Consider the following 18,336-nt stretch of genomic DNA (forward strand, 5'->3'; position numbering starts at 1 on the left):
AGCCCCGCCCGGCCGGTCGCGGGCCGAGCCGCGGCCGGCCGCCGCGGCTCAGCCCGCGGCCGGCCGCAGCCAGACCGTGGCCAGCGGCGGCACGGTCAGCGTGATGCTGTGCCGGCGGCCGTGCCAGGGCGTCGGCTCGCTCTTGACCGGCCCCCCGACCGACACGCCGCTGCCGCCGTAGCGGGTCTCGTCGCTGTTGAGCACCTGGACCCACACCCCCTCGGGGCAGCCGATCCGGTAGTCCCGGCGCACCACGGGGGAGAAGTTGCTGACGCACATCAGCGGGTTGCCCGCGGTGTCGTGGCGCAGGAAGGACAGCGTGTTGTCCTCGGCGGCGCCGCCGTCGATCCACTCGAAGCCGCCCGGGTCGGTGTCGCGCTGCCACAGCGCGGGCGTCGCGCCGTACACCGCGTTCAGGTCGCGCACCCAGTCGCGCACCCCGCGGTGGTCGCCGGCCGCGGGGTAGTCCGGCGCGAGCAGCCACCAGTCCGGGCCGCTGTCGTGCGACCACTCCGCGCCCTGCGCGAACTCCTGCCCCATGAACAGCAGCTGCTTGCCCGGGTGGGCCCACATGTAGCCCAGGTACGCGCGGGCGCCGGCCCGCCGCTGCCACCAGTCGCCGGGCATCTTCTCCACCAGCGACCGCTTGCCGTGCACCACCTCGTCGTGCGAGATGGGCAGCACGTAGTTCTCGCTGTACGCGTACACCATCGAGAACGTCAGCTCGTCGTGGTGGTACTTGCGGTGCACCGGCTCGTGCGCCATGTACTGGAGCGTGTCGTGCATCCAGCCCATGTTCCACTTCAGGCCGAAGCCGAGGCCGCCGAAGCCGGTCGGGCCGGCCTGGTGGGTGGGCCGGGTCACCCCGTCCCACGCGGTGGACTCCTCGGCGATGGTGACCACGCCCGGGCAGCGCCGGTAGACGGTGGCGTTCATCTCCTGGAGGAAGGCCACCGCGTCCAGGTTCTCCCGGCCGCCGTACGCGTTCGGCAGCCACTGCCCGTGCTCACGGGAGTAGTCGAGGTAGAGCATCGAGGCGACCGCGTCGACCCGCAGGCCGTCGATGTGGAACTCCTCGCACCAGTACACCGCGTTGGCCACCAGGAAGTTGCGGACCTCGGTGCGGCCGAAGTCGAACTCCAGGGTGCCCCAGTCCGGGTGCTCGGCGCGGCGCGGGTCGGCCGGCTCGTACAGCGGCTCGCCGTCGAACCGGGCCAGCGCCCACTCGTCCTTCGGGAAGTGCGCCGGCACCCAGTCCATGATCACGCCGATGCCCGCGCGGTGCAGCGCGTCCACCAGGTACCGGAAGTCGTCCGGCGAGCCCAGCCGCGAGGTCGGCGCGTAGTACGACGTGACCTGGTAGCCCCACGAGCCGCCGAACGGGTGCTCCGCGACCGGCATCAACTCCACGTGGGTGAAGCCCAGTTCCTGCACGTAGGCGGGCAACTGCTCGGCCAGGCCCCGGTAGTCCAGGCCCGGCCGCCAGGACGGCAGGTGCACCTCGTACACCGACAGCGGCGCGCGGTGCACGGGGACGTCCGCGCGGTGCGCCATCCACTGCGCGTCGCCCCACGCGTACGACGACTCGGTGACGATCGACGCGGTGGCCGGCGGGACCTCGGTGGCGCGCGCCATCGGGTCGGCCTTCATGCCGCGCGAGCCGTCGGGCCGGATGATCTCGTACTTGTACGCCGTGCCCGGGCCGACCCCGGGGACGAACAGCTCCCACACCCCGGACGAGCCGAGCGAGCGCATCGGCAGCCCGGAGCCGTCCCAGTACGTGAAGTCCGCGGCCAGCCGCACCCCGCGCGCGTTCGGCGCCCACACCGCGAAGCGCGTGCCGGGCACCCCGCCGTGCGTCATCGGGTGCGAGCCGAGCACCTTCCACAGCTGCTCGTGCCGCCCCTCGCCGATCAGGTGCAGGTCCAGTTGCCCCAGCGTCGGCAGGAAGCGGTACGGGTCGTCGACCACCGTCTCGCCCGCGTCGTAGGACACCGCCAGCCGGTACCGCGCGGGGATCTCGGTCAGCGGGAGCAGCGCGGAGAACAACCCGTCGCCCTCCGGCGCCAGTTCGGTGCGCTCGCCGTCCAGCACGACCGCCACGGCGCGGGCGAACGGGCGCAGCGCCCGCACCCGTACGCCCTCCGCCTCGCGATGCGCGCCGAGCAGCGCGTGCGGGTCGTGATGGGTGCCCCCCACCAGCCGCCCCCTCTCCTCGGCGCTGAGCCCGGTCCCCCCGCAGTTGCGGCCGCCGCTGCGTTCGGGGGCGTCCCCGGAAGACCCAGCGGCGCTGGGGGTACCTCCCAGGCCAGGCTCTGGGGGAAGAACTGCGCGACCGGCCGCGACGGCGCCGCGGTCCGTCACCGGCCGGGTGGGGCCGCCTGGTTCGCCCCGCACCACCGGCGTGGAGTGGGGCGCATCGCGCTCCTTGGGCGCCGTACCCGAGGCCGCCGGGTGCGGCGTCGTCGCGTCGTAGCCGCGGGCGGCGGCTTCCGGGAGGGCGCCGTCACCGGGTGACGGTTGGCGCGGTGGCTGTGCGGCGGGGGTCACGGCAAGCACTCCTCGGGGTCTCGTCAGGGGGTCGTGGACAGGCGGGCGAGGGCGGACAGCGGGATGGGCAGCCAGGCCGGGCGGTGGCGGGCCTCGTACCGGGCTTCGTACACCGCCTTGTCGGTTTCGAAGGCCCGTATCAGCACGGGCTGTTCACGGGGGTCGGTGCCCGCCACCGCGGCGTACCCGGTGCAGAAGGCGGCGCGGTGCCGGGCGGCCCAGGGGCCGTTGCCGCTGTGGTGGGCGGCGTAGTCGAAGGAGCGCAGCATGCCCGCGACGTCCTGGACCGGCGGCGCGGGGCGGCGCCGGTCGGCGAGCGGGCGGGCCGGCTCGCCCTCGAAGTCGATCAGCACCCACGCGCCGTCCGGCCCGCGCAGCGCCTGCCCGAGGTGGAGGTCGCCGTGGATGCGCTGGGCGAACACCGCCCCGCCGGGCCCGGTGCCCGCGCCGAGCTTGGCGAGGTCGTCGTAGGCGGCGCGCAGCGCACCGGTGAACGGGCGGACCCCGGGCACCTCGGCGGCGGTCTCCTCCAGCCGGCGCGTCATCGCCGCGGCGACCCGCTCCAGGGTGCTGCCGTCCAGCCGGCGCACCGGCAGCGCGTCGGCCAGCGCGCGGTGCACCTCGGCGGTGGCCCGGCCCAGCGCCGCGGCCTCGGCGCGGAAGTCGCCGTCCTCGGCCACGGACGCCAGGGCGAGCGCCCAACCGTCGCTGGAGCCGGGCAGGAAGCGCTGGAGCACCCCGAGGGTGATCGGCTCCCGGCCGCCCGGCGGCGCGGCGGCCGGGCCGCCGGTGCCGGCGGCGTCCTTGGGGTCCATGGCGTCCATGGCGTCGGCGGTGTCGGCGTCCAGCGCCTCGAACCACGCCACCGGCTCCGCCACCCGGCGGGACCCGGCCCGGGCCAGCGCGAGCGACAGCTCCAGGTCCGGGTTGCTGCCGGGCGAGACCCGGCGGAAGAGCTTGAGGATGTACCGGTCGCCGTACACCACGGAGGTGTTGGACTGCTCCGCGGTGGACACCCGCGGGGTCAGCCCGGGCGGGAACTGCGCGGACGGCTCGGTGGTGAAGCGCAGGTTCCCGGTGCGGCCGGGGAGCTTGAGGCGTTCCAGCAGCAGTGCCGCCATCCGGGGGTCGTGCGGCGCGTCGTAGAGGGTCAGCCCGTCGTAGGGGCCGCCGACGGCCGGGCCGAGCGCGGCGCGCACCAGTGCGGACGGCAGCAGCGGATGCGCGCCGAGCAGCAGTTGGTAGCAGTCCGGCGGCCGCCCGGGCTGCTCCACGTCGACCAGGATGTGCAGCAGGCCGAGCGGCCCGAGTCGGCCACCCGGGGGAACCAGCTCGGTCGCCGCCGCCAGCCGGAAGTCGCCGATCGGCAGGCCCTTGCCGGCGAACCAGCGCTGCCGCGGCAGCCAGCGCCGCAGCAGCGGATCGAGGGAGCGCAGCAGTCCCGGCACGACAGCGCGGCCGGTGGTGGCGGGAACGCGGGTCCAGGAGCTGTCCGACATGACGTCCTTTCCCCGGGGAGTCGCGCACCGGCCGCGGTGGTGGAGCGGCGGATGCGCCAGCCTCCCGGATGACGGGTACGGGCTGTCCGGCGACACGGGGAGCCTGCCCCGGGCGGGTGACAGGAAACCGCCGTACGGGCTGCTGCGGGTTTCGCTCGATCGTCCCAAAGGTGCGGTGCCCGCGCACCTCGGACGGCGGGTCAGGCCGAGGGGCCGGTCCGGCCGGCCCCCCGCCGTCAGGACGGGTCGCGGCGCAGCCGGAACCAGTAGAAGCCGTGCCCGGCGAGCGTGAGCAGGTACGGCAGCTGTCCGATCGCCGGGAAGCGCACCCCGCCGATCAGCTCCACCGGGTGCCGGCCCGCGAACTGCCGCAGGTCCAGCTCGGTGGGCTGGGCGAAGCGGGAGAAGTTGTTCACGCACAGCACCAGGTCGTCGCCGTCCTCGCGCAGGAAGGCGAGCACCGCCGGGTTGCTCGACGACAGCTCGGTGAAGGAGCCGACGCCGAACGCCCGGTTCTGCTTGCGGATCTCGATCATCCGCCGGGTCCAGTGCAGCAGCGAGCTGGGGGAGCTCATCTGCGCCTCGACGTTGGTGACCTGGTAGCCGTAGACCGGGTCCATGATCGTCGGCAGGTAGAGGCGGCCGGGGTCGGAGGAGGAGAACCCGGCGTTGCGGTCGGGGGTCCACTGCATCGGGGTGCGCACCCCGTCGCGGTCGCCGAGCCAGATGTTGTCGCCCATGCCGATCTCGTCGCCGTAGTAGAGGATCGGCGAGCCGGGCAGCGACAGCAGCAGCGCGGTGAACAGCTCGATCTGGTTGCGGTCGTTGTCCAGCAGCGGGGCCAGCCGGCGGCGGATGCCGATGTTGGCGCGCATCCGCGGGTCCTTGGCGTACTCCGCGTACATGTAGTCGCGCTCTTCGTCGGTGACCATCTCCAGCGTCAACTCGTCATGGTTGCGCAGGAAGATGCCCCACTGGCAGTTCGCCGGGATCGCCGGGGTCTTGGCCAGCACCTCGGAGACCGGGTAGCGCGACTCGCGGCGCACCGCCATGAAGATCCGCGGCATCACCGGGAAGTGGAACGCCATGTGGCACTCGTCGCCGCCGGCCGGGAAGTCGCCGAAGTAGTCGACCACGTCCTCGGGCCACTGGTTGGCCTCGGCGAGCAGCACGGTGTCCGGGTAGTGCGCGTCGATCTCGGCGCGCACCTTCTTCAGGAAGCCGTGGGTGCGCGGCAGGTTCTCGCAGTTGGTGCCCTCCTCCTGGTACAGGTAGGGCACCGCGTCCAGCCGGAAGCCGTCGATGCCCAGGTCCAGCCAGAACTTCAGGGCGGCGAGGATCTCCTCCTGCACGGCCGGGTTCTCGTAGTTCAGATCCGGCTGGTGGGAGAAGAAGCGGTGCCAGTAGTACTGCTTGCGGACCGGGTCGAAGGTCCAGTTCGACGTCTCGGTGTCCACGAAGATGATCCGGGCGTCGGAGAACTGCTTGTCGTCGTCGGCCCAGGTGTAGTAGTCGCCGTACGGCCCGTCCGGGTCGCTGCGGGAGGCCTGGAACCACGGGTGCTGGTCGCTGGTGTGGTTCATGACGAAGTCGATGATGACGCGCATGCCGCGCTGGTGGGTGGCGTCCACGAACTCCACGAAGTCGGCGAGGTCGCCGAACTCCGGGAGCACCGCGGTGTAGTCCGCGACGTCGTACCCGCCGTCCCGCAGTGGGGAGGCGAAGAACGGCGGCAGCCACAGGCAGTCCACGCCCAGCCATTGCAGGTAGTCGAGTTTGGCGGTGATCCCCTTGAGGTCGCCGACGCCGTCGCCGTTGCTGTCCTGGAAGGAGCGGACGAGGACTTCGTAGAACACCGCCCGTTTGAACCACTCGGGATCACGGTCCTTGGCAGGGGTGTCCTCGAAGGTGTCAGGAACGGGTTCGTTGACGATCAACTGAGTGACCCTCCGATCGATGGAGACGGTCGCAGCGACAGCACGTGCGCGGGCGCGTGGCCCGGATCGAGCCGCACATAGTTGTCCCTGCCCCAGTGGTAGGTCTGGCCGGTCAGCTCGTCGCGTACCGGGAACGACTCGTGCCAGGAGAGCCCGAGCGCCGCCATGTTCAACGACACGGTCGCCTCCTGGGTGTGGAAGGGGTCGAGGTTGACGACCGTCAGGACCACGTCGTCGCCGTGCCGCTTGGAGTAGGCGAGCAGGGCCTCGTTGTCCACCGGGTGGAACGTGATGTCCCGCAGCTGCCGCAGCGCCGGGTGCCGGCGGCGCAGCCGGTTGAGCGTGGTGAGCAGCGGCGCCAGCGAGCGGCCCTCGGCCTCCGCCCGGGCCCAGTCGCGCGGCCGCAGCTCGTACTTCTCGGAGTGGGCGTACTCCTCGCTGCCGGGGTGCGCCGGCTCGCCCTCGCACAGCTCGTAGCCGGCGTAGACCCCCCAGGTCGGGGAGAGGGTGGCGGCGAGCACCGCGCGGGCGGCGAAGGCCGGCCGGCCGCCGTGCTGGAGGTAGGCGTGCAGGATGTCGGGGGTGTTCACGAACAGGTTCGGCCGCATGTAGGCGGCGCTGTCGCCGCTCAACTCGGTCGCGTACGAGGTGAGTTCGTCGCGGGTGTTGCGCCAGGTGAAGTAGGTGTAGGACTGCTGGAAGCCGATCTTGCCGAGGGTGGCCATCATCGCCGGGCGGGTGAACGCCTCGGCGAGGAAGATCACGTCGGGGTCGGTCCGGTTGATGTCGGCGATCACCTTCTCCCAGAACACCACCGGCTTGGTGTGCGGGTTGTCCACCCGGAAGATCCGCACCCCGTGCGCCATCCAGTGCCGCAGCACCCGCAGCGTCTCCCGCACGATGCCCGCGAAGTCCCGGTCGAAGGCGATCGGGTAGATGTCCTGGTACTTCTTCGGCGGGTTCTCCGCGTAGGCGATGCTGCCGTCGGGGCGGTGCGTGAACCACTCCGGGTGCTCCTTGACCCAGGGGTGGTCCGGCGAGCACTGGAGGGCGAAGTCGAGCGCGACCTCCATGCGCAGGTCGCGGGCGCGCGCCACGAAGTGGTCGAAGTCGGCGAGGGTGCCCAGGTCCGGGTGGACCGCGTCGTGGCCGCCCTCGGGCGAGCCGATCGCCCACGGCGAGCCGACGTCGTCCGGCCCGGCGGTCAGGCTGTTGTCCCGGCCCTTGCGGAAGGAGGTGCCGATCGGGTGGATCGGCGGCAGGTACACCACGTCGAAGCCCATCGCGGCCACCGCGGGCAGCCGTTCGGCGGCGGTGCGGAAGGTGCCCGAGCGCAGCCGCCCGTCCGGCCCGGCGCTCGCGCCCTCCGAGCGCGGGAACAGCTCGTACCAGGACCCGAACAGCGCCCGCTCGCGCTCGACGTGCAGCGGCATCGGCCGGGAGGCGCTGACCAGCTCCCGCAGCGGGAAGCGGTCCAGCGCCGCGACCACCTCCGGGGCCAGCGCCGCGGCGTGCCGGGCGGCCGGCGCCAGGGAGGCGTCGCGCAGCGCGTCCACCGCCGCCAGGACCGCGGGCCGCCCGTCGCCCTTGGGCACCCCGGCCGCGGCCCGCTCGTGCAGCCGCGCGCCCTCGGCCAGCACCAGGTCGGTGTCCATCCCGGCCGGGATCTTGATGCCCGCGGTGTGCCGCCAGGTCGCCACCGGGTCCGACCACGCCTCGACCGTGTACGTCCAGCGCCCTTCGGCCGTCGGGGTGATGTGCGCCCCCCACCGGTCGGTGCCCGGCGCCAGCTCCCGCATCGGCGTCCACGGCCCGGACCGGCCCGAGCTGTCGCGCAGCACCACGTTCGCCGCCACCGCGTCATGGCCCTCGCGGAAGACGGTGGCGGTCACCTGGAACCGTTCGCCGACCACCGCCTTGGCGGGCCTGCGGCCGCAGTCCACACTCGGCTCGACGTCGACGACGGGGATACGACCGATCATTTCCTCACCTGACAGCTCGGGACGGGACTGCTCGACTGACGTGCGGACGGCGGGGCCGGCGGGGCCGGCTGACCGGATCTGCCGGGACGTTCTGGGGTCGGCTGCGGGGGACGGGACGGCGGGGCCGCCCGGTAGGGAGCCTCGCTACTTTTTAACTGCTCTTGGCCGAACCGGCTCGCCCGCGAGGTCGCTCCAGGAGGGGTTCACCCGGGTGGCCGCCGGTGCGGGACGTCACATGTGCGAGCCTGCCCACGCTTCCCGGCCTGAACGCACCACCTGACGGCGTTTCGGTAGCGCGGCGCGAAGTGCGCGCGTTCGCGGTGACCGATCCGCCGAGCGGCCGCGCCCCTTACCCGCGCTCGTCACCGGGGGTCTGCGCCCCGCGGCGCGCCCCCGCGTACGCCTGCCGGGGCAGCATGCCGCCGGAGCACCGCTCGCACGCCGTCGTGCCCGGCCGGCGGCGCCGCACCGCCCGGGCACCGCCGTGCCCCCGGGCCGCCCGCCGCCCCGGCGGCGGCCGCACCCGGACGGCGGGCGGGCCCACCCGGGCGCGCCCGCGCCCGGCCCCGGGGCCGCTTCGCCCCGGTGAGCCGCCGTTCGGGCGTTTGGCCCAGGAGATCGTGGACAACCCCCCCGGCCCCGCGGCACCCGGGCTACGGTCGAAGACGTGAAGGCAATCCGTCGATTCACCGTGCGCACCGTCCTGCCGGAACCTCTGCGCCCGCTGGGGGAACTGGCCTCGAACCTACGCTGGTCCTGGCACGAGGAGACCAGGGAGCTGTTCCGCAGCATCGACCCCGCCGGCTGGCAGACCGCCCAGGGCGACCCCGTCCGGCTGCTCGCCGCCGTCTCCGAACAGCGGCTGGCCGCCCTCGCCGCCGACCGCCGCTTCCTGCGCCGGCTGTCCGCCGCCGCCGAGGAGCTCGCGGACTACACCACCGCCCCCCGCTGGTACCAGGAGCAGACCGACCTGCCCGCCGCCGTCGCCTACTTCTCACCCGAGTTCGGCATCACCTCGGCGCTGCCGCAGTACAGCGGCGGCCTGGGCATCCTCGCCGGCGACCACCTCAAGGCCGCCAGCGACCTGGGCGTACCGCTGGTCGGGGTCGGCCTGCTCTACCGGCACGGCTACTTCCGGCAGAGCCTGTCCCGCGACGGATGGCAGCAGGAGCACTACCCGGTGCTGGACCGGGACTCGCTGCCGATCAGTCCGCTGCGGGAGGCCGACGGCAGCACCGCCCGCATCACCCTGGCGCTGCCCGGCGGCCGCACCCTGGCCGCCCGGATCTGGCTGGTGCGGGTCGGCCGGGTGCCGCTGCTGCTGCTCGACTCCGACACCGAACCCAACCAGCCGGCCGAACGCGACGTCACCGACCGGCTCTACGGCGGCGGCAGCGAGCACCGGCTGCTCCAGGAGATGCTGCTGGGCATCGGCGGGGTCCGCGCGGTCCGCGCCTACTGCCGGATCACCGGCCACCCGCAGCCGGAGGTCTTCCACACCAACGAAGGCCACGCCGGCTTCCTCGGCCTGGAGCGCATCAGGGAACTCTCCCTGGACGGCCTCGACTTCGACGCGGCCCTGGAGACCGTACGGGCCGGCACCGTGTTCACCACCCACACCCCGGTCCCGGCCGGCATCGACCGCTTCACCCGCGACCTGGTCGCCCGCCACCTCGGCGACGGCGGCGAACTGCCCGGCGTGGACGTCGCCCGCGTCCTGGAACTGGGCCGGGAGACCTACCCCGGCGGCGACCCGGACCTGTTCAACATGGCCGTGATGGGCCTGCGGCTGGCCCAGCGCGCCAACGGCGTGTCCACCCTGCACGGCGCGGTCAGCCGGGAGATGTTCGCCGGGCTGTGGCCCGGCTTCGACCCGCAGGACGTGCCGATCACCTCCATCACCAACGGCGTGCACGCCCCGACCTGGGTGGCGCCGGAGGTGCTGCGGCTCGGCAGCCGCCAGTTCGGCGCCTCCCGCGCCGAGGACGCCCTGACCGTCGGCGGCGCCGAGCGCTGGGAGGCGGTCGCCGGCGTGCCGGATGCCGCCGTGTGGGAGCTGCGCCGCACCCTGCGCGAACGCCTGGTGTCGGACGTACGGGACCGGCTGCGCGCGTCCTGGCGGCAGCGCGGCGCCGACGACGCCGAGCTGGGCTGGACCGGCCAGGTCCTCGACCCGGACGTGCTGACCATCGGCTTCGCCCGCCGGGTGCCGTCCTACAAGCGGCTGACCTTGATGCTGCGCGACAAGGAGCGGCTGGCGGCGCTGCTGCTGCACCCGGAGCGGCCGATCCAGATCGTGGTGGCCGGCAAGGCGCACCCCGCCGACGAGGGCGGCAAGCGGCTGGTGCAGGAGCTGGTGCGGTTCACCGACGACCCGCGGGTGCGGCACCGCATCGTCTTCCTGCCTGACTACGACATGCGGATGGCCCGCACCCTCTACCCCGGCTGCGACGTCTGGCTCAACAACCCGCTGCGCCCGCTGGAGGCGTGCGGGACCTCCGGGATGAAGGCCGCCCTCAACGGCTGCCTCAACCTGTCGGTCCGCGACGGCTGGTGGGACGAGTGGTACGACGGCGAGAACGGCTGGGCGATCCCCACCGCCGACGGCGTCGCCGACGAGGACCGGCGCGACGCGCTGGAGGCGGCCGGGCTCTACGACCTGCTGGAGCACCAGGTCGCCCCGCGCTTCTACGACCAGGGCCGCGACGGCCTGCCGAGCCGCTGGATCGAGATGGTCCGGCACACCCTGACCGTGCTGGGCCCGAAGGTGCTCGCCGGGCGGATGGTCCGGGACTACGTCGAACAGCTCTACGCCCCGGCGGCCCGCTCGCACCGCGCGGTCCAGGGCCCGGCCGCCGCCGAACTGGCCGGATGGAAGCGCCGGGTGCGCCAGGAGTGGCCGCGGGTCGCGGTCGACGAGGTGGAGGCCGTGGCGGCGGCCGGCGCGGTGGGTGAGGACGCGGAGCTGGGCGCCACCCTCACCCTGCGGGTGCAGGTCGCGCTGGGCGGGCTCGACCCGTCGGACGTGGACGTGCAGCTGCTGTCCGGGCCGGTGGACGCCGGCGACCGGCTGACCGCGCCCGTCGCGCAGTCCCTCAAACCGGTGGCGCGGCCCGACGTGGCGGGCCGCTGCACCTTCGAGGGGTCGCTCACCTTGGACCGTACCGGCGCGTTCGGCTACACCGCGCGGGTGCTGCCGGCGCACCCGCTGCTCGCCGACCCGGCCGAACCGGGCCTGGTCGCGGTGCCGCCGGAGACCGAGGGCATGACCGCGGGAGTGCTGCGCTAGGGGAGACGGGGAAGGCCCGCACCGAGCTGGTCGGTGCGGGCCTGAGCTCAGCCACGGGGGCCGGAGCCGGCGGCCGTCCTCAGACCGCGCCGTTGAGCATGCGGATGTTCTCCGCCTGCGGTCCCTTGTTGCCCTGCGTGACGTCGAACTCCACCTTCTGGCCCTCCAGCAGCTCACGGTAGCCGGTGGCCTGGATGTTGGAGTAGTGGGCGAAGACGTCGGAGCCGCCGCCGTCCTGCTCGATGAAGCCGAAGCCCTTTTCCGAGTTGAACCACTTCACGGTTCCGGTTGCCATAATCCATCTCCTACGGGGTATTGCGGGTTTCCAACACCGCACTGTACGGAATCGGACCCCGGGTGCCGATCACCCCACACCGGTGGAAAACGGCAAAAACCAGTCCGGCCGAGCGCAGGCCGGTCCACGCCCCGGCCCCGGCCGGAAAACCGGATGAGCGCTGTCACACGGTGGGCCTAGTGTCGACAAGTGACCTCTGCCACCAGCGACACGACCGCGCCCGACCACCGCCACCGATCCACCGTCCGCTCCCTGCGCCGGCTGTGGCCGTACGTCAGACCGGTACGGGCGAGACTGGCCCTGTCGGCGGTCGTGGCGGTGGTGGCGTCCTGCATGTCGCTGTTCATCCCGCTGGTGCTCAAGTGGATGGTCGACGGCCCGGTGCAGGACCGGGACCCGGGCGGGGTGTGGCTCGGCGGCGGCATCGTCCTGCTGCTCGGGCTGCTGGAGGCGGGCCTGTTCGGCGTCCGCCGCTGGCTGGTGGCCCGCCCGCTGGCCGGCGTCGAGGCCGCCATGCGCAAGGACCTCTACGAGCACCTGCAGCGGCTCCCGGTCGACTTCCACGACCGCTGGGCGTCGGGCCAACTGCTCTCCCGGGCCACCATGGACCTCCAGATCCTGCGGATGTTCCTCGCCTTCCCGCTGGTGTTCCTGGTGGTCAACGGCGCCACGGTGCTGATCGGCTTCGCGATCCTCTTCGCCCAGTCGTGGCTGCTGGGACTGCTGCTGCTCGCCCCGGCCGTGCCGCTGATGATCCTGTGCTCCTACTTCGAGACCCGCTACGCGCTCGCCGCCCGCCGGGCCCAGGACCAGGCCGGCGACCTCGCGACCCTCGTCGAGGAGTCCGTGCTCGGCATCCGCATCATCAAGGCGTTCGGCCGGCACCGCAGCCAGGCCGCGTCCTTCCGCCGCCAGACCCGCGCGCTGTGGGACACCGAGATCGACAAGGCGCGGCTGCTCTCCAACATCTGGGCGGTCATCATGACGCTCCCGGAGATCGCCCTCGGCGCCGCCCTCGTGGTCGGGGCGCTGCGGGTCGCCGACGACCGGCTGTCGGCCGGCACCCTGGTGGCGTTCCTGTCCACCGCGCTCACCCTGCGCTGGCCGGTGGAGTCGATCGGCTTCCTGCTCGCGATGAGCAACGAGTCGGCCACCGCCGCCGACCGCTACTTCGAGGTCCGCGACACCCCGCGGACCGCCGATGCCGCCGACACCCCCGATGCCGCCGACGCCCCCGGTACCGCCGACGCGGCAGCCGCAGCCGCCGCCGACCGCGGCTCCCACCCCGACGGCATCCGGCTGGCCGGCGTCCGCTTCCGCTACCCCGACGCGCCGCCGGACAGCCCCGAACTGCTGCGCGGCATCGACCTGCACATCCGCCCCGGCGAGACCATGGCCCTGGTCGGCGCCACCGGCTGCGGCAAGACCACCCTCACCGCGCTGCTGCCCCGGCTGCACCGCGCCACCGGCGGCCGGATCACCCTGGACGGCGTCGACACCGCGGACCTGGCCCCCGGCCGGCTGCGCGAACTCGTCGCCGTCGCCTTCGAGGAACCCACCCTCTTCTCCGCCACCGTCCGGGAGAACGTGGAGATGGGCGCCGGGCCGCAGGGCGCCGACGAAGAGGACGTCCGGCGGGCACTGGCCGTCGCCCAGTGCGACTTCGTCGACGCCCTGCCGCAGGGCCTGGACACCCAGGTCGGCGAGCAGGGGCTGAGCCTGTCCGGCGGCCAGCGGCAGCGCCTCGCGCTGGCCCGGGCGGTGGTCGGCCGCCCGCAGTTCCTCGTACTGGACGACCCGCTCTCCGCGCTCGACGTGCACACCGAGGCCCTGGTCGAGGCCGCACTGCGCGACGTACTGCGGGCGACCACCGCGCTGGTGGTCGCCCACCGGCCCTCCACCGTCATGCTCGCCGACCGCGTGGCCCTGCTCGCCGACGGCCGGATCACCGCGGTCGGCACCCACGCGGAACTGCTGCGCGACAGCGCCGAGTACCGCTACCTGATGTCCGGCGCGCCGGCCGACGGCGCCGCCGCACCCGGCCGGCCACCACGTGGAACACCCGCTGGCCCCGGCGCCGCGCACCGGCCCGGCGGACTCGCCGCCCTCGAAGGGAGCGACGCCCGATGACCGCCGAACTCGTCGACACCGCCGACCCGTTCGACCGGGACGTCCTCCCGGCACCGCGCAACGCCCAGCTCACCCTGCTGCGCTCGCTGCTGCGCCCGCACTCCGCCCGGGTGTGGGCCGCCGCGATCTACCTGCTGGTGCAGCAGGCCGCCGTCCAGGTCGGCCCGCTGCTCGTCGCCTACGCCATCGACCACGCCATCCCCGCGGTCCGCGACGGGCGGCACGGCCCGCTGGTCGCGGTGGCCTGCGGCTACATCGGCTGCGGCGTCGCGGCCGGCGTGCTGCAACGGGTCTTCATCAGGACCGCCGCCCGGGTCAGCCAGGACGTCCTGGTCGACCTGCGCGGGCGGATCTTCCGGCACGCCCAGACCCTCAGCCTCGACTTCCACGAGCGGTACACCTCCGGCCGGCTGATCGCCCGCGCCACCTCCGACGTCGAGTCGATCCGCGAACTGCTCAACGACGGCCTCGACGAACTCGTGGAGGTCGTGCTGTCCGCGGTGTACATCACCGCCCTGCTGCTCTTCCTGGACTGGAAGCTCGGCCTGCTGACCCTGGTGTCGTACGGGCCGCTGTACCTGGCCATCCGCAGCTACCAGCGGCGCGCGGTCGAGGCGTACCGCAGGCGCTCCACCGCGATCGCGGCGGTGATCGTGAAGTTCACCGAGACGATGAACGGCATCCGCCCGGTCAAGGCGTTCCGCCGCGAGCAGCCCAACGACACGGCGTTCGCCGAGCTCAACGAGCGGCACTACCGGGCCAACGGCGACGCGATCCTGGAGATGGCGCGCTACGTCGTCCGCTCCCGGCTGATCGCCAACGTCACGATCGCCGGGATGGTGCTGTGGGGCGCCTACCGGGTGGCCGGCGGCAGCATGGCGCTGGGCGTCCTCGCCGCCTTCGTGCTCTACCTGCGGCGGCTGTACGACCCGATCGACCGGCTCGGGATGTTCCTCAACTCCTACCAGTCCGCGGCCGCCTCGCTGGAGAAGATCGCCGGGCTGCTCGCGCAGGCGCCCACGGTGCCCGAGCCGGCGCAGCCGGTGCCGCTGCCGTCCCGCGCGGCGGGCGCGCTGCCCGGGCGGGAGGTCGTCTTCGACGGCGTGCGGTTCGCCTACCGGACCGGCGGGGAGGTGCTGCCCGCCTTCGACCTGCGCATTCCGGCCGGGCAGACCGTCGCCGTGGTCGGCGCGACCGGCGCCGGCAAGTCCACGCTCGCCAAGCTGCTGGCCCGCTTCTACGACCCGACCGACGGCCGGGTGCTGCTCGACGGGGTGCCGCTGCGCGACCTCGGCCGGGAGGACCTGCACCGCGGGGTGATCATGGTCACCCAGGAGGCGTTCCTCTTCTCCGGCACCGTGGCGGAGAACATCACCATCGGGCGGCCGGACGCCACCCGCGAGGAGGTCGAGGCCGCGGCCAAGGCGATCGGCGCGCACGACTTCATCGCGGCGCTGCCCGACGGCTACGACACGGACGTCCGCAAGCGCGGCGGCCGGATCTCCGCGGGGCAGCGCCAACTCGTCGCCTTCGCCCGGGCGCTGCTCGCCGACCCGGCCGTCCTCATCCTCGACGAGGCGACCTCCTCGCTCGACGTCCCCGGCGAGCAGGCGGTGCAGCACGCCATGGACACGGTGCTGCGCGGCCGCACCGCGGTGATCATCGCGCACCGGCTGTCCACGGTGGAGATCGCCGACCGGGTGCTGGTGATGCGGGCCGGGCGCGTCGTCGAGGACGGCGCCCCCGCCGAACTCATCGCCGCCGACGGTGACTTCGCCGGGCTGCACCAGGCGTGGGCGGACAGCCTGGTGTAGCCCGGCGGGGCCTTGGGCAGCCGGGTCTCAGGCGGCCGGGCCGGTGAAGTAGTGGCCCTGGTCGAGGTCTTCGAGCAGGCCGGGGCCGGCCGGCCGCCAGTCCAGCAGTTCGCGGGTGCGGGTGCTGGCGGCGGGGCTGTCCAGGCCGACGAAGGTCGCCATCCAGGTGAAGTGCGCGGGCGCGTCCTCCGGGGAGATCGACGCCACGGGCACGTCCAGGTGGCGGCCGATCACCTCGGCCACGTCGCGCAGGGCCACGCCCTCCTCGCCGACCGCGTGCAGCACGGACCCCGCGGGGGCGGACTCCACCGCCAGCCGGAAGAGGGTCGCCGCGTCGGAGCGGTGGACCGCCGGCCAGCGGTTGGTGCCGTCGCCGACGTAGGCGGAGCGGCCGTTGGTGCGGGCGGCACTGATGATGGTGGGCACGAAGCCCTGGTCGCCGTCTCCGTGCACGGTCGGAGGCAGGCGCACCACGGAGGAGCGGACCCCGCGGTCGGCGAGGGCGACGGTGGCCCGGGCGTTGTCCATCCGCTTCGACGGGCCCGCCCCGTGGTCGTCCGCCAGGCCCGTCAGCCCGTCCTCCTCGGTCAGCACCCGGCCCGGGGTCAGCCCGAGCACGCCCCCCGCGATCACCAGCGGCTTGCCCGTCCCGGCGAGCACGTCGCCGAACGTGTCGATGGCCAGCCGGTCCGCGTCCGCGGCCGCCTCGAACCCGCCGCTGAACGCGATGTCGTGCTTGAACGCCAAGTGGATGACCCCGTCCGCCCCCTCGGCCGCCTCCCTCAGCGTCTCCACGTCGTCGAGGGTGCCCCGCACCACCTCGGCCCCCGCCTTCACCAGCGCCTCCGCCGACGCGTCCGACCGCGCCAGCCCCACGACCTGGTGCCCCGCCCCCAGCAGCTCCGGCACCACCGCCGACCCGATCCAACCCGACGCACCCGTAACGAACACACGCATGACCCAACCTCCTCGCACACGGGCGACCAGCCATCCGGCCACCCCGATGTCAGCCACTGTCATCAACCCTAACACCCCATGACACCCCCTGCCATCACCCCCCACCAACGGCCGGCCCCACAGCAACGGCTGGCCGCACCCCCACCGGGCGCACCCGGGCAAGCTCGTGCACCGCAGCGGCGCATGGCCGCAGACCCACCGGGGTTCAGGAACCGTGCCGCCGGAGGCGGCGCAGGGGCGCGGGGAACTGCGCGCCCAGCCACCCACCGGCGCGCACCCGGGCGAGGAGGGGCACCGCAGCGGCGGCTGGCCGCAGCCCCACCGGGGTTCAGGAACCGTGCCGCCGGAGGCGGCGTAGGGGCGCGGGGAACTGCGCGCCCAGCCACCCACCGGCGCGCACCCGGGCGAGAAGGGGCACCGCAGCGGCGGCTGGCCGCACCCCCACCGGGCGCGCCCGGGCAAGCTCGTGCACCGCAGCGGCGCATGGCGCGGGCCCACCGGGGGCGCGGACCCGGGCGGCGGGGGCACCCCGGGAACGGGGGGCGCGGCTGAACCCGCGGAGCTACCTGCCGGGGAGGCTCCGCACGGACCGAATCCCGAGAAGCGTCGCGGCGACGACCAACGGCACCACCCCGCCGACAAGAAGCACATCCCGCGCACCGAACACCGCGGACGCGGGCCCCGCCAGCGCCTGCCCGACAGGCACCATCGCAATGGACCCGGCCACTTCGTACGCGTGGATGCGGTTGAGGATGTCCCCGGGCACATGGGTCTGCACACTGGTCGCCCAGTTGACACCCCAGTACGCCGAACACGCCCCCGCCACCAGCACGCAGCAGGCGATCGCCCAGACCGGCAGGCCGAGACCGACGGACGTCGGCATCAGCGCCACCCCGAACAGCGCGAGCGACCCCGCCCGCAGCGGCCGCGCGGACCGCAGCCGCATCGCGCACAGCGCCCCGAGCGCCGTACCCCCGCCGAGCGCGGAGTTGACCAGCCCGTACGCGCCCGCCCCGTGCGCGGGGATGATCTGCGCGGCGGCGAGCGGCGTGTACGGCCCGACCGTGCACACCATGTACACCATCCACACGAGGATCACCGACCACATCCACGTGCGGGCCCGGAACTCCTGCCAGCCCTCGACCAGATCGGCCCGGAAGGACGAGACGGCGGCGGCGAGCCGCGGCGGCGGGGGCGGCAGCCGGAGCGAGAGCAGGCACAGCGCGCTGGCGAGGTACGTACCGGCGTGCGCGGCGAACACCACACCGGTGGAGGTGAACCCGACGAGCACCCCCGCCAGCCCCGGCCCGACCAGCCCGGCGACGGACTCGGCGGTGCGGATGACGGCGTTGGCGCCCTGCACGTCGTCCGCGACGCGCACGATCGTGCTGGCCACCCCCGGCTGGAACATCGCCGCGCAGATGCCGTTGACCACCGCGATCAGCGCCACCTCCCACAGCCGCACCTGGTGGACGGCGAAGAGCACCGCCGCGGTGGACTGCGTGCAGACCCGCACCAGGTCCGCGCCGACCATCATCGCGCGGGCGTCGAACCGGTCGGCGAACACCCCGCCGAAGACCACGAACCCCGCGAAGCACGCGGTGGACGCGGCCATCACCAGCCCGATGTCGCCGGCGGAGTAGCCGTAGCCCAGCAGACCGGCCGACAGCGCGACGGGCAGCATGGTGTCGCCGAGCATCGCCACCGTGCGGGCGGTGAAGAAGGCGCGGAAGTTCGCCGACCACAGCGGGCCGGCGGCCGGGCGTACCGTGAACCCCGAAGCGGCGGCAGTGACTTCGGGTCCGGGTTGCGGAGTGCTCACGGTGCCAATATGGACTGGACCACTCGGTGATTTCCACAGGGTTCTGACCTGCGAGATGCCC

At 73.7% G+C, this 18,336-nt stretch carries 10 protein-coding genes; 3 read left to right on the top strand and 7 right to left on the bottom strand.

Going from position 1 to position 18,336, the window contains the following annotated elements; translation table 11 throughout:
- Positions 1-48: 48 nt before the first annotated feature.
- The 4 genes from glgB to AC3ERT_RS14655 all read right to left on the bottom strand — a co-directional run bounded on the left by glgB (position 49) and on the right by AC3ERT_RS14655 (position 7,968).
- Positions 49-2,577 carry a 1,4-alpha-glucan branching enzyme gene (glgB, locus tag AC3ERT_RS14640; protein WP_435174452.1) on the bottom strand — a complete coding sequence of 843 codons (2,529 nt, stop codon included), beginning with the start codon at positions 2,575-2,577 and terminating at the stop codon, positions 49-51.
- Entirely contained in the window at positions 2,574-4,049 is a 1,476-nt protein-coding gene (locus AC3ERT_RS14645; RefSeq protein WP_435174428.1) for a maltokinase N-terminal cap-like domain-containing protein, read from the bottom strand. Before AC3ERT_RS14645 ends, glgB begins: the two co-directional genes overlap by 4 nt.
- Before the next feature lie 236 nt (positions 4,050-4,285).
- Positions 4,286-5,986, bottom strand: a complete 1,701-nt coding sequence (gene treS / locus AC3ERT_RS14650; protein WP_335974589.1) for a maltose alpha-D-glucosyltransferase — start codon at positions 5,984-5,986, stop codon at positions 4,286-4,288.
- Positions 5,983-7,968, bottom strand: a complete 1,986-nt coding sequence (locus AC3ERT_RS14655) for an alpha-1,4-glucan--maltose-1-phosphate maltosyltransferase (RefSeq protein ID WP_435129194.1) — start codon at positions 7,966-7,968, stop codon at positions 5,983-5,985. The genes treS and AC3ERT_RS14655 overlap by 4 nt, the downstream gene beginning before the upstream one ends.
- A 667-nt stretch (positions 7,969-8,635) precedes the next feature.
- Between AC3ERT_RS14655 and glgP the strand changes: the two genes are divergently transcribed.
- Entirely contained in the window at positions 8,636-11,257 is a 2,622-nt protein-coding gene (gene glgP / locus AC3ERT_RS14660) for an alpha-glucan family phosphorylase (RefSeq protein WP_435174431.1), read from the top strand.
- Positions 11,258-11,336: 79 nt separating this feature from the next.
- Here the strand turns inward: glgP and AC3ERT_RS14665 are convergent, their stop codons facing one another.
- Entirely contained in the window at positions 11,337-11,552 is a 216-nt protein-coding gene (locus AC3ERT_RS14665; protein ID WP_335974580.1) for a cold-shock protein, read from the bottom strand.
- Positions 11,553-11,741: 189 nt separating this feature from the next.
- On the opposite strand from AC3ERT_RS14665, the gene AC3ERT_RS14670 reads away from it, so the two are divergent.
- Together AC3ERT_RS14670 and AC3ERT_RS14675 are read left to right on the top strand one after the other, a co-directional pair.
- On the top strand, positions 11,742-13,682 hold the full coding sequence (locus AC3ERT_RS14670; protein WP_435174434.1) for an ABC transporter ATP-binding protein: 1,941 nt from the start codon (positions 11,742-11,744) through the stop codon (positions 13,680-13,682).
- A complete protein-coding gene (locus AC3ERT_RS14675; RefSeq protein ID WP_335974577.1) occupies positions 13,679-15,496 on the top strand; it encodes an ABC transporter ATP-binding protein in 1,818 nt (605 codons plus the stop codon). The genes AC3ERT_RS14670 and AC3ERT_RS14675 overlap by 4 nt, the downstream gene beginning before the upstream one ends.
- Positions 15,497-15,523: 27 nt before the next feature.
- On the opposite strand, the gene AC3ERT_RS14680 is transcribed toward AC3ERT_RS14675, so the two are convergent.
- Both AC3ERT_RS14680 and AC3ERT_RS14685 read right to left on the bottom strand, forming a co-directional pair.
- Positions 15,524-16,453 (bottom strand): SDR family oxidoreductase, encoded by a 930-nt coding sequence (locus AC3ERT_RS14680; RefSeq protein WP_435129203.1) that lies wholly within the window; start codon positions 16,451-16,453, stop codon positions 15,524-15,526.
- 562 nt (positions 16,454-17,015) lie between these two features.
- Entirely contained in the window at positions 17,016-18,275 is a 1,260-nt protein-coding gene (locus AC3ERT_RS14685; RefSeq protein WP_435129206.1) for an MFS transporter, read from the bottom strand.
- Positions 18,276-18,336 lie beyond the last annotated feature (61 nt).

The sequence above is a fragment of the Actinacidiphila sp. bgisy145 genome (assembly GCF_057708125.1).

Excerpts from the sequence above, each read along its gene's own strand:
- AC3ERT_RS14680 (WP_435129203.1), bottom strand. The coding sequence starts at position 16,453 with ATGCGTGTGTTCGTTACGGGTGCGTCGGGTTGGATCGGGTCGGCGGTG.
- AC3ERT_RS14665 (WP_335974580.1), bottom strand. The coding sequence starts at position 11,552 with ATGGCAACCGGAACCGTGAAGTGGTTCAACTCGGAAAAGGGCTTCGGC.
- AC3ERT_RS14645 (WP_435174428.1), bottom strand. The coding sequence starts at position 4,049 with ATGTCGGACAGCTCCTGGACCCGCGTTCCCGCCACCACCGGCCGCGCT.
- AC3ERT_RS14675 (WP_335974577.1), top strand. The coding sequence starts at position 13,679 with ATGACCGCCGAACTCGTCGACACCGCCGACCCGTTCGACCGGGACGTC.
- AC3ERT_RS14655 (WP_435129194.1), bottom strand. The coding sequence starts at position 7,968 with ATGATCGGTCGTATCCCCGTCGTCGACGTCGAGCCGAGTGTGGACTGC.